This is a genomic window from Bacillus sp. GW821-FHT01G09 (genome assembly GCF_059422205.1).
The window spans coordinates 83421-95891 of the sequence record NZ_JBWKWL010000001.1 but is presented as its reverse complement, the minus strand read 5'-3'; the positions used below and the strand labels follow the sequence as shown (position 1 = coordinate 95891).

The window sequence follows — 12471 nt, the reverse complement described above, 5'->3', positions numbered from 1 at the left end:
GCCATTCGGCCGTAAGGGGGTTCGCCATTTGAGTCTATTATGGGTTTTTTACCAAAATAACGTTCAAAAATTAAATCTGTCTAACCTCCCGTCGTCTCATCCGGTGACCATAGGGCCTGATGTGAAGGATTCTGTTACGATCAGCTCCATTCCATTTAATAGCGGAGTGATTTCTCTTAAAAGAAAGGAATCCGGCGGCCAATACGAAGTTTTCCTGGGAAATGATTGTCTTGGCACGATTGAAACGGATATATCATTTACTCTCCAAACGGATCAGCAGGATATACGCTTGATATTGACAGGCAGTGAACCTGAGAAATCCGTTTATTTTACGGGAAATCGGGATGAAATTGTATGTTCCTCAGAAAAAACGAATGCAGATATTTATCTGAATCCGCAAGATTTTGCATTTGCAGAACAAAGCACGTTTTCTTTGCTTCGTGCAGGCGGCAGCTGGTCGGTCCGCCCTGAAAGCGGGAAGATCTTCTTGAACGGAGAAAAGATCAACGCCAATACGCCGCTCAAGCCGGGGGATGAAATATTCTGGAACTTCACGCAAATGAGGGTGACGGAACAAGACCTGTTAGAAATTGTTCATTATGCCCAGTTTGAAACAGCGTTAACAGAAACGGTCAAACCGAGTACAGAGATGCAGAAAAAATATCCGCAGTACAGAAGAACGCCGCGGATGGTATACGATCTGCCGGATGACCGCGTTTCTTTCAGTTTTCCCTCTCAGGAGAGCGATCAAACCAACAGAGGGCTGTGGCTCGTCATCCTGCCTCCGCTTGTGATGCTGATCGTGATGGGCGTAGTTGCCATCATCCAGCCGCGCGGCATATTTATACTCGTTTCTTTGGCGATGTTTATGATGACTCTCATTACCTCGACTGTGCAATATTTCCGTGATAAAAACCAGCGGAAAAAACGCGAGGAAAAACGGGAGCGTGTATATAAGCTTTACTTAGACAATAAGCGGAAAGAGCTTCAGGCACTTGCTGAAAAGCAAAAGCAGGTTCTTGAATTTCACTTTCCTTCATTTGAACAAATGAAATACTTAACAAGTGAAATCAGTGACCGGATCTGGGAAAAATCACTTGAAAGCAAGGATTATCTCCAGCTGCGGCTTGGGACGGGAACAGTTCCGTCAAGCTATGAAATCAATATGAGCGGCGGAGACTTGGCGAATCGTGATATCGATGACCTCATGGAGAAGTCGCAGCACATGCAGCACGTCTATAAGGACATCCGCAATGCGCCGGTGACGGTTGATTTGGCAGAAGGTCCGATGGGGCTTGTCGGTAAATCACAAATTGTGAAAAATGAGATTCACCAGCTGATCGGACAGCTGTCGTTCTTTAACAGCTATCACGATTTGCGTTTTGTATTTATTTTTCATGAAGATGAGTATAAAGACTGGGAGTGGATGAAGTGGCTTCCGCAATTTCAAATGCCCCATATTTATGCAAAAGGGTTTATTTATAATGAGCAAACGCGAGATCAGCTCCTGTCTTCACTTTACGAATTGATCAGAGAGCGTGATCTCGAAGATGACAAAGAAAAACTGCAGTTCAAACCGCATTTTGTATTTGTCATCACGAAACAGCAGCTGATCTCCGAGCATGTCATTCTCGAATATTTAGAAGGACAGCATGAGCATCTGGGCATCTCGACAATTGTCGCTGCGGAAACAAAGGAAAGCTTGTCGGAAAACATTACAACTCTTGTCCGCTACATTAATGAGCATGAAGGCGACATTTTAATACAAAAGAAAAAAGCGGTAAGAATTCCGTTCCGTCTCGATCATCATCAGCGTGAGGACAACGAACGGTTTTCACGCACACTGCGGACGCTGAACCACCAGGTCGGCATTACGAATTCCATTCCGGAAACGGTATCGTTCCTGGAGCTTTTTCATGCGAAGGAAGTAAAAGAAATCGGCATTCAGCAAAGATGGCTGACAAGTGAATCGTCGAAGTCGCTGTCAGTGCCGATCGGCTATAAAGGGAAAGATGACATTGTGTATCTGAACCTTCACGAAAAAGCACACGGTCCGCACGGCTTGCTTGCGGGGACAACGGGATCAGGGAAAAGTGAATTTCTCCAGACCTACATCTTGTCACTTGCAGTGCATTTTCATCCGCATGAAGCGGCTTTCTTACTAATTGACTATAAAGGCGGAGGAATGGCGCAGCCGTTCCGCAACATTCCCCACCTCCTCGGCACGATCACAAATATTGAAGGAAGCAAAAACTTCAGTATGCGTGCGCTTGCTTCCATTAAAAGCGAGCTGAAAAAAAGGCAGCGCCTGTTTGACCAGTATCAAGTCAATCACATCAATGACTATACAAAGCTATACAAGCAAGGGAAAGCAGAAGTGGCGATGCCTCACTTGTTCTTAATTTCTGATGAGTTTGCCGAGCTGAAAAGCGAGGAGCCTGATTTTATCAGGGAGCTTGTCAGCGCCGCGCGTATCGGACGAAGCCTCGGCGTTCATTTGATTTTGGCGACACAGAAGCCAGGCGGCATCATCGACGACCAGATCTGGAGTAACTCGCGCTTTAAAGTAGCGCTCAAGGTCCAGGATGCCACCGACAGTAAAGAAATTTTGAAAAACAGCGATGCCGCAAACATTACCGTAACAGGCCGCGGCTATTTGCAGGTCGGAAACAATGAAGTGTATGAGCTGTTCCAATCTGCATGGAGCGGGGCGCCTTACTTAGAGGAAGTCTACGGTACCGAGGATGAAATCGCGATCGTTACAGATACGGGTCTGATCCCGCTTTCTGAGGTTGATACCGAAGATATCGCGAAAAAAGACGTTCAAACCGAAATCGAAGCTGTAGTTGACGAAATTGAACGCATCCAAGATGAAATGGGAATTGAGAAGCTGCCAAGCCCTTGGCTGCCGCCGCTTGCGGAACGTATTCCGCGCACTCTTTTCCCTTCAGACGAAAAAGACCATTTCCACTTTGCGTATGTCGATGAACCTGATCTGCAAAGACAGGCGCCAATTGCTTATAAGATGATGGAAGACGGAAATATCGGCATCTTCGGCTCTTCGGGCTACGGAAAATCGATTGCAGCCGCAACGTTCCTGATGAGCTTTGCGGACGTATACACACCTGAAGAGCTTCATGTCTATATCTTTGATTTCGGAAACGGAACGCTGCTGCCATTAGCGAAGCTCCCGCATACCGCGGATTACTTCCTGATGGACCAGTCAAGGAAAATTGAAAAGTTCATGATTCGCATCAAAGAAGAAATTGACCGCCGTAAACGTTTGTTCCGGGAAAAAGAAATCAGCCACATCAAAATGTACAATGCGCTGAGCGAAGAAGAGCTTCCGTTCATCTTTATCACCATTGACAACTTTGACATTGTCAAGGATGAGATGCATGAGCTTGAATCGGAATTTGTCCAGCTTTCCAGAGACGGACAAAGCTTGGGTATCTACTTTATGCTGACAGCAACGCGGGTGAATGCTGTCCGCCAGTCATTGTTAAATAACTTGAAAACAAAGGTTGTCCATTATCTCATGGATCAATCAGAAGGATATTCCATTTACGGCCGTCCGAAATTCAATCTTGAGCCGATTCCGGGACGCGTCATCATTCAAAAGGAAGAGCTTTATTTCGCGCAAATGTTCCTGCCTGTTGACGCCGATGATGATATCGGTATGTTCAACGAGCTGAAATCAGACGTACAAAAACTTCAAGGGCGATTTGCTTCAATGGAGCAGCCGGCACCGATTCCGATGCTGCCTGAGAGCTTGTCTACGAGAGAATTTTCTCTCCGCTTCAAGCTGGAACGCAAGCCTTTATCTGTACCGATCGGGCTTCATGAAGAAACAGTCAGCCCAGTCTATTTTGATTTAGGCAAGCATAAGCACTGCCTGATTTTAGGCCAGACTCAGCGCGGGAAAACAAACGTCTTAAAAGTAATGCTCGAACATCTGATTGATGATGAAACTGAAATGATCGGCCTGTTTGACTCGATTGACCGCGGCTTATCTCATTATGCGAAGGAATCAGATGTTTCATATTTGGAAACGAAAGAAGATATTGAGCAGTGGATTGAAACAGCAGAAGACATTTTCAAAACTAGAGAGGCCATGTATGTGGAAGCCGTCCGCCAAGGAGACGCGCAAAATCTGCGATTCTCACAAGTGGTGCTGATGATTGACGGGATAACGAGATTCCAGCAGACGATTGATACGAGAATACAAGATCGTCTCGCTAACTTCATGAAATCATACGCTCATCTTGGGTTCAGCTTTATCCCGGGCGGAAATCACAGCGAATTCTCAAAAGGCTATGACTCCTTGACGACTGAGATGAAGCAAATCCGCCACGCGATTCTGCTGATGAAAAAGTCTGAGCAAAATGTCATTCCTCTCCCGTACCAAAGACAGGAGCCTGAGATTCAGCCGGGCTTCGGATATGTTGTGGAAAACGGGAAGGAGCAAAAAGTTCAAATTCCTTTATGTTCTGCTGAAAGGGAGAGTGCTAGATGACAGAACAACGAAAAAGCTTGATCAAGTTAATATCCGCCGTCATCATCATTTTGCTGCTGCCGGTTTTGTTTTTCCGATTTATCGGAGACGATCCGACGAAAAAAGCAGTCAATTCCACCCGGCAAATCGCGGTGGTGAATGAAGACACAGGCGTATTGAGTGATGAGGTAAAGTCTGATGAAGAGGACAAATCCGCCCAGTTCGGCAAGGAAGTAGCGGCCGTTCTGGGTGAACGTCCTGATTATTCGTGGACGGTCGTAAACCGAAGCGCGGCCGAGACCGGTCTCGCTTCAAAGAAATATGATGCGATCGTCTACATTCCCTCAGACTTCTCAAAAAACATTTTGAGCTATGACAAAGACCATCCTCAAAAAGCAACGCTCGAATTCAGCATTCAAGATAACCTGAATGCGGTTAACAAAGAAAAAGTTCAGCGGGAGCTTGAGGATGCCCAAAAGACAATGAACAAAAAAATGTCGGCCTTATACTGGAATTTTGTTTCACAAAAAGTGGACAACATCAGAGGAGAATTTGACAAGATCGTCAATAAAGAATCTGAATTCCAGAATGTCATGTACAACTTTTACAAACCAAGCTCTAATGATTTAGCAGGTGAAATCAAACAGCAAAAAGACTTAATCGATGAGCTGAAGAAATCAATGAATGAAGCGCAAGGCACGACAAAAGAAAAAGCTTCTACAGCGGAGGAAGCTAAAAACACGCTGAAAGAATTCATTGATACAGTTGAAAGGTACAAAGAATATCAAGAGAATCAGAAAAAGCTGCTTTTGGCAGCCCAGGATTCAACACAGCAGCAAATCCGGACAGGTCTGGATGCCATCCAGGCACAGCAAAAGGCGAATCAGTTCAGCGAACGCATGAGCGGATTGGCAACCGGGATTAGCCAAGCTAAGACACAGCTCGGACAAACCAGTAATGTGCTGGCAAACGCCCAGCAAATTAGGGAAGGGCAAGTGTCCCAGCAGGAACTTGGCATGGCAAAAATCCAAAGTAATTTAATCGAACAATATCAGGCCGCATCAAGACAGGCTGCACTAAATCAGGTGTATGAATTGCTTGTCCCGGCACGTCAGGCATTGACAGTTGCGAAAGGGGACGACCCAGTCATAGACGATGGTTCTGACAACAATGATAAAGATAAAGACCCTAAAGAAGAAGATCCTGAAGAACTCAAAATTGATCTTGAAAAACAGCGTGAAGAACTGAAAAATATCGCTGCTGATATTCAGGATATTTCAGACAATCTGAAGGAGCCTGAAAAAGAGGACCCAACACCGGAGGACCCGGGTACTGAACCAGACGATCCGTCCACTGATAATCCAGAAAAACCTAATGACGGGGGCAGTACAAAGCCCGATGATACACAGGGTGACACAGGGAACGACAATAACAGCAGTGATACTGGTAATGACGGACAAACGGACGGCAGTACTCAGGATCAAGACCAGCAGAAGGGAACAGACGGTCAGGAGCAGAACGGTGATGCCTCTGATGGTGCGTCCGACAGCGGACAAACCGAAACGGGCACATCTGCCGAACAGACTGCATCTTCTGATTCAGCCCTTCAATTTATCAAGCTGGCAAATGAAGGCGGAACCGGAGATTCAGGAGATACCGGTAGCGGCGGAGATACGACGGAGCCTGGGGACCAAGATCAACCAGGAAACGATGACATTTCTGATATCGCCAAAGCAAAAGAACAGCTCAGCAAAGCGTCAGAACGAATTAAGCAAATCGAAGAAGAGCTGAAGGAAAAAGAAAATACACATAATGAAGCACTGAAGAAGAAGCTTCAAGAATTGAAAGAGCAAATGGACGGTCTAAATGATGAAATAGATGATCTCAAAGACCAAGTGAAAACACTCGATGATAATCTCAAAAGACTCGAAGCGAAACGGAAGCGGGAGTTTGAAGGGATTTACAGTACGATTCGCGAGCTTGAAAATAAAGATCAGCTTCAATTTTCAGGAGAAATCAATACAGAAAGCATCTCCGCTTTAATGAGATACTATAAATATCTATCTGTTTATGATTCTGTATTATCCGGTACGATTGACAGTGCTGCAAAAGCCGGCGCTATTAACGGCCAACAGGGCAACGTCAAATCAGTCCTGGCTCTCACACCTGAAGAATCAGCCAGCTGGGAAGCTCTCAAGAACAACACGATGCAAACTGATGAAGACATTAACAGCTTCATCGACGGAATGACCAAGTTTGCGGACGACTACAGCGGCTTTATCCGTGACTCTCAAGCAGGTGTTCTCGACGAACTGACGAAAATCTCTGAAAGTGCCGCAAAAGCGACAGAACAGCTGGTAACAGGCGCAACACAGGAATCTGCGACGTTCAGCAACGACGGGCTGTCTGGCACCATGGCACTGAGTGTCCAAGATACGGTCGGCCAGGAAGTGCTGCAAATGTCAGACATGATGGGTTCATTGTCTGATCGCCAGTCAGGCATCATTGATTACACAACCAACATGCAGCAAAGCGTCAATGATGTTCAAGCGAAAGCCGACACCTTAAACAACAACTGGGGGAAAAATGTCGCCTCCACGAAACTCGTGCGCAATGACGTATACGGCATACTCGGAAACACATTAGTAGACGGGCAAAACAATGGCTATGTATATGATTACTTAGCGAATCCGCTTAAAATCAGCGGAGAGGTTCCGGAAGAAAAAATTCAGACGGTACCGCCGGTTGTCATCCTTGTCATTGTGTTGATCAGCAGTCTGTTAATCGGCTATTTCAGCTCGTATTACCAAAACGCACCGCTTCTCGTCAAAGGAGCGTTATTCGGAATTCTGAATATCCTTGTCGGACTTATGATCAGCTTGTTCGGTTTGAATATTTATTCACTGCCGGACGATCAGACGATTAAGTGGTCGGTGTTCACGATTCTATTGCTGGTCGCAAGCTCTGCCTTCATCCGGACGGCATTCAGATTCGGATCAATCCCTGGATGGGTTGCTTCAGCAGCTATGATTCTATTCTATGTCGCACCGCTTATTGATTTGATCATGCCGAACTTTACATTTGAAGATCCGGTTTCGAAAGTATATATCGACATCCAGTACGGTACTGGGCACTTGTTTACAATGGGAATAACAGTTCTGCTGATCATTACGGTGATTGCCGCGGCTCTGCCGCTGATTATCCGGCTGATGGCTGAACACACAGCAGAAAGCGATGAAACGTATGAAGCGTAATCGCAGTATGGAAAAGGGGATCATGATTTGTATGCTCTCCTTTTCCCTTTTCATACCCTCTGCCGCGGCTGCCCAAACTGAAGAAAACACAGATGTCGCGCCAAACCAGTATGAGAAAAAAGACATCGAAATCGATACGAATTATTTGCATGAAGATACCTACTATGAAGAAAAAACAGAACTGCCTGAGGAACAGAAGGATATTACTTTTGATAAACCGAAGGACAAGGACGCCGAGCTGATAAAAGATTTGTTTACATCAACAAATGCCGAGGATTCCAACACGATTGCGGCCCAGTCGAAACAGCTTGGAATTACATTTGCTGAAAAACCAATAACAAAGACATCATCAACGGAAACAGAAGATGAACAAGAAACATCATCATTGCTGCTGCCGATGATCTATGTCGTACTGATCCTGCTCGGAATTGCAGGCATCGTGTTCCTCATCCCAAAAGTCACAGCGCAGGAAAACAAGAAGGCGTAGGCCGCGTGCTTGTGTTGTGTAAAAGCGGTGCCGTACAATAATAACGGAAAAGGAGGTTTCCAATGGAACTTTATATCATCACCGGAGCGTCAAAAGGGCTGGGTCAAGCCATTGCATTACAGGCTTTAGAAAAGGGGCATGAAGTCCATGCCTTATCCAGAACGAAAACGGATGTCTCTCATGAAAAACTAACGCAGCATCAAATAGACCTCATCAATCTCGAAGAAGCTGAACAGCAATTTGAAACATTGCTCTCATCCATCGATCCAGATCGTTATTCCGGTATTACCCTTATCAATAACGCCGGAATGGTAACGCCGATCAAACGTGCTGGCGAAGCGTCTCTTGACGAGCTTCAGCGCCATTATCAGCTGAACCTGACTGCGCCCGTGCTTTTGAGTCAGCTGTTTACAAAACGATTTGCTTCATACAGCGGCAAAAAGACGGTTGTCAACATTACTTCAGGAGCCGCCAAAAATCCATATAAGGGATGGAGCGCGTATTGCAGTTCAAAAGCCGGGCTCGACATGTTTACGAGGACATTCGGATTTGAACAGGAGGATGAAGAGCTGCCGGTGAACATGATTTCGTTCTCACCTGGAGTGATGGACACTGAGATGCAGGCCGTCATCCGTTCTTCATCGAAAAAGGATTTCCACCACATTGAACGATTCCGGAAATTAAATGAAACAGGAAGCCTTCGCAGTCCGGACTTTATTGCCGGCACGCTGCTTTCTTTACTAGAAAAAGGGACGGAAAACGGCCGCATTTATGATATTAAAGAGTTTTTGTAGAGCAGATATTTTCTGCTCTTTTTTTTATACAAAAGGCTGCAGCCATCGCATTTTATTGAACAGCCGCATATACTGACTGAAACGCTGCTTTTAGGGTATAACAATGATGATAAGAAGATCAAAATGATGTGACATAAGAATTGAGTTTCTCTGCAAATTATGTTAGGATTCTAAAAATATCTAAAGGAGGGGTTTCCATGAGAAAGGTTACATTAATGGATGTTTTCACCCATCCAATTGCACAAAAATATCTTCAGCGTTCCGGCGTGGCACATGCGATTGCCTGCGCTTATCATGCATACAGGCTGTCTGTGAAGGCTGACATTAATCCTGATTTAGCAGCAAAAGCGGCACTGCTTCATGACATCGGCCATTATGAATGGTATACAGACGGAAAGTGGGATTATGAGAAATACAAAAGAAATGACATTCATGCCATTAAAGGGGCGGAACGGGCGCATAAGCTTCTGATTCGGCTTGGCGAGGAACCGAAAGCGGCAAAAGAGATTGCACTAGCCATTTTGCTTCATACAGATTCCTATTTGCCTGAAGGCGAATTAGATAAAAACACGCTGCAGCAGATTGTCAAAAAAGCGGACGAACTGGATGAAGAGCCGGGCGGCCACCATCATTACCGCCAAATTGATCCTTCAACCGCACGAAAAAAAATAGAAAAGCTGGACCAATTAATCGACCAAGCCCAGGCATCCGTGATAAAGCCTGTATAAGTACGGAACAGCGCCAGCTTTCTTCGCTGTCTCCGCTTCATCGATACTTCCTTTACACCCGCTTCCAAACGTATTCTCCTAAAATCTCCGCACTCCTTTGTTTTATCAGGTAAGCCTGTGTCATTATCCATAAGCGCGGCATAAGCTGAGATAAAACACACAAAGGGGATAAAAGTATGGTCAACCAAGGTAGTCCGCAACTGGTCTCTTTAGTCGATCCTTATGTCTATCAGACCATTAAAAAGCTCATCGGCTCAAGGTTCGTTATACAGACAGTACGAGATACGGTCAGAGGCAGACTGATCGATGTAAAACCTGACCATATCACAATTGAAGGAGCCCGAAATTCTGTTTGTTTGATCAGAATCCAGCACATGATTTCCGTCACCCCAGATTACAGTGAGCGGGTCTAACAGTGCTTGCGCATGAAAAATAGGCGTACACCGGGACGTCCTATTTTTCAGTTAAGCGCTGTAAAAACGCACTATGATACATTGTTCCGTCAAGGTCAAAACCGGCAAATTCCTGATAGTCACCATCTGAAAAACAGAAAGTGACGCCGTACACCGTATAGCAGGAACGGACTGAAGCATGCTGACGGACACGAAAATGATAACCGTCTGAATCTTTTACATACAGCCGGGATTTCCCGGTAAATGGGGCACAGAGGTGTGCTGGCTCACCAAAACATTCGAATCCGGCAATTTTGCCGTCTTGGTCGATATCCAGCAGGATACAATCATTGACCTTAAGCTCCTCAGACCGCATATTCCTGTTCTTTTTTCGGAGGATGAACATAGATATAAGCCAGTTCTGGATCTGTATCGTATGTCACGGCCTTCATCACCAACACTCCTTTCATTATATTAAGAGTTCTGATATGAGTTCATTTTTGTTACAATGATGGGGTATAAGTTCTTTTATCTGACAGACAAAGAAAAACTAGGAGGAACAAAGCTTGTTGAAATCAAAAGTCCATTTTTGGACATTGCAGATTTTATTTGTTTTGCTGATTATTTTTGTAGCAACAAAAGTTTCATTTGTATTTCAGCCGTTTATTGTTTTTATCTCGACATTGTTTTTCCCGATGCTGATTGCGGGAATTTTGTATTTCATATTTAATCCGGTCGTCCGCCTGCTTGAGAAAAAAATTCCGCGGACATTATCCATTCTATTGATCTATTTACTGTTTATCGGTTTGCTTGCCTTTATTTCAGCGTCAGTCGGACCTATCATCACCTCACAGGTGACAGGGCTGTTTAACAACCTTCCTGATTATATAAAACAGATTCAGGCGCTGACAAAGGATTTGTCCCATTCTCAATGGTTTACCTGGATGATGAACCAGGATTATGTATCGATATCAAAAATTGAACAGTCATTGACAAGTTTTCTCCAAAACCTGCCGCAAAATATCACGTCCAGTTTATCTGCGGTGTTTGGCGTCGTGACAAACATCACGCTTGTTATTATTACTGTTCCATTTATCCTTTTTTACATGCTGAAAGACGGACACCGCTTTCCGCATTTGGCAGTAAAAATTCTACCGGCTTCTTATCGGACAGAAGGCTTAAAGATTTTTAAAGATTTATCCGATACGCTAGCGGCATATTTCCAGGGGCAGCTGCTAATCTGTCTTTTTGTCGGAACAGCGTGTTTTATCGGCTATTTAATTGCCGGACTGCCGTATGCCCTGATTCTTGGGATTGTCATGGCGATTACCAATATCATTCCCTATGTCGGGCCTTTTCTCGGTGCCGCGCCGGCTGTCATTGTCGGTTTTATGGACTCGCCGGCCAAAGCGCTGTTTGCGATTATTGTGGTCGTCATCGTTCAGCAGCTGGACGGAAACCTGCTGTCTCCTCTTGTGATCGGAAAGCGTCTGAATACCCATCCGCTTACGATTATTTTGCTATTAATCGGAGCGGGAAGCTTCGGCGGAATTCTCGGCATGATTTTAGCGGTGCCGGTTTATGCGGTAGTGAAGGCGTTCTTCCTAAATATTGTCCGCTTGATCAAGCTGCGCCAGCGGTCACGACTCGAGGAAAACGCAAAGCCAGCTGAATAGGCGGGCACCATTAGCGGCTCTTTGCATATGATGCTGTAAATCAATGCGGAGGTGGGGAAATGCCTGCAATTGTGGGGCCGATTTATATCATGTCAGTTACGGGTAATGCCGCGGCAAGCTTTGGAGACGTATTTGCGATTTCGCCAAAAAGCGTCGCTCATTCAGGGGCGGGGTCAGGCGCATTTCAGCTTGGTGATTTTGTGAAGATTAACAACCAAACGAGTAAAACTCTCTTCAAAGATGCCGATATCACTGATGAAACAGTTTCGTTTAACGGGTAACAGCCTTTTCACAAGAGGCTGTTGCTTTTTTATTGTATAATATGGGTAGTCTTTAAATAGAGAGGTCATGTTATGAAAATCAGAAAAGCAAATATCAATACGCAAACCGGAATGATCACGGACGTGTATCTGCATGAAAACAGAAAAGAACTGCGCACGCTTGTAGCGGTACCGCAGCTGGAGTGGAGCACGATCATTTCCTATGAAGAAGATAAAGCAACTCTGCCTGAACGGCTGGAAGCGTCGTTGCGCCGGCATACAGAGGAAATCCCTGCTGGTGAGCTGGCCAAAAAAATCATTCATTGGGTAACAGAAATGTAAACGGCGCTTGAAAGTTTAGCTCCTGCCTGATCAGGTGATAATG

At 45.2% G+C, this 12471-nt stretch carries 9 protein-coding genes and 1 pseudogene; 9 read left to right on the top strand and 1 reads right to left on the bottom strand.

All coding sequences use genetic code 11. The features are described 5' to 3' along the window. Nucleotides 1–28 precede the first annotated feature (28 nt). From essC to AC07VD_RS00460, 6 genes are all read left to right on the top strand, one after another. The gene (gene essC, locus AC07VD_RS00485; RefSeq protein ID WP_494721618.1) at nucleotides 29–4516 is read left to right on the top strand and encodes a type VII secretion protein EssC; all 4488 of its coding nucleotides are present in this window, start codon (nucleotides 29–31) and stop codon (nucleotides 4514–4516) included. Further along, a complete protein-coding gene (gene esaA / locus AC07VD_RS00480) occupies nucleotides 4513–7749 on the top strand; it encodes a type VII secretion protein EsaA (protein ID WP_129092681.1) in 3237 nt (1078 codons plus the stop codon). The genes essC and esaA overlap by 4 nt, the downstream gene beginning before the upstream one ends. 31 nt (nucleotides 7750–7780) lie before the next feature. Continuing rightward, complete coding sequence (gene essA / locus AC07VD_RS00475; RefSeq protein WP_015251327.1) at nucleotides 7781–8236, top strand: type VII secretion protein EssA; 456 nt, start codon at nucleotides 7781–7783, stop codon at nucleotides 8234–8236. Nucleotides 8237–8298: 62 nt separating this feature from the next. Further along, nucleotides 8299–9030: a (S)-benzoin forming benzil reductase gene (locus AC07VD_RS00470; RefSeq protein WP_167408412.1), complete on the top strand. Its 732-nt coding sequence runs from the start codon at nucleotides 8299–8301 to the stop codon at nucleotides 9028–9030. A 197-nt stretch (nucleotides 9031–9227) separates the two neighbouring features. Continuing rightward, nucleotides 9228–9758 (top strand): HD domain-containing protein, encoded by a 531-nt coding sequence (locus AC07VD_RS00465; RefSeq protein WP_003244444.1) that lies wholly within the window; start codon nucleotides 9228–9230, stop codon nucleotides 9756–9758. 176 nt (nucleotides 9759–9934) lie between these two features. Beyond that, nucleotides 9935–10171: a YuzF family protein gene (locus AC07VD_RS00460; RefSeq protein ID WP_003220677.1), complete on the top strand. Its 237-nt coding sequence runs from the start codon at nucleotides 9935–9937 to the stop codon at nucleotides 10169–10171. Nucleotides 10172–10211: 40 nt separating this feature from the next. On the opposite strand, the pseudogene AC07VD_RS00455 reads toward AC07VD_RS00460, so the two are convergent. Continuing rightward, nucleotides 10212–10602 (bottom strand): annotated as a pseudogene (locus AC07VD_RS00455) (DUF2283 domain-containing protein). 114 nt (nucleotides 10603–10716) lie between these two features. Here AC07VD_RS00455 and AC07VD_RS00450 point away from each other — a divergent pair. From AC07VD_RS00450 to AC07VD_RS00440, 3 genes are all read left to right on the top strand, one after another. Further along, complete coding sequence (locus tag AC07VD_RS00450; protein WP_014480712.1) at nucleotides 10717–11826, top strand: AI-2E family transporter; 1110 nt, start codon at nucleotides 10717–10719, stop codon at nucleotides 11824–11826. Nucleotides 11827–11885: 59 nt separating this feature from the next. Then, complete coding sequence (locus AC07VD_RS00445; protein WP_015384524.1) at nucleotides 11886–12107, top strand: spore germination protein; 222 nt, start codon at nucleotides 11886–11888, stop codon at nucleotides 12105–12107. Between the two features lie 72 nt (nucleotides 12108–12179). Further along, a complete protein-coding gene (locus AC07VD_RS00440) occupies nucleotides 12180–12428 on the top strand; it encodes a YueH family protein (RefSeq protein ID WP_021480501.1) in 249 nt (82 codons plus the stop codon). Nucleotides 12429–12471 lie beyond the last annotated feature (43 nt).

Coding starts and splice junctions, on each gene's coding strand:
- esaA (WP_129092681.1), top strand. CDS start 4,513: ATGACAGAACAACGAAAAAGCTTGATCAAGTTAATATCCGCCGTCATC.
- essA (WP_015251327.1), top strand. CDS start 7,781: ATGCTCTCCTTTTCCCTTTTCATACCCTCTGCCGCGGCTGCCCAAACT.
- AC07VD_RS00470 (WP_167408412.1), top strand. CDS start 8,299: ATGGAACTTTATATCATCACCGGAGCGTCAAAAGGGCTGGGTCAAGCC.
- AC07VD_RS00465 (WP_003244444.1), top strand. CDS start 9,228: ATGAGAAAGGTTACATTAATGGATGTTTTCACCCATCCAATTGCACAA.
- AC07VD_RS00460 (WP_003220677.1), top strand. CDS start 9,935: ATGGTCAACCAAGGTAGTCCGCAACTGGTCTCTTTAGTCGATCCTTAT.
- AC07VD_RS00445 (WP_015384524.1), top strand. CDS start 11,886: ATGCCTGCAATTGTGGGGCCGATTTATATCATGTCAGTTACGGGTAAT.
- AC07VD_RS00440 (WP_021480501.1), top strand. CDS start 12,180: ATGAAAATCAGAAAAGCAAATATCAATACGCAAACCGGAATGATCACG.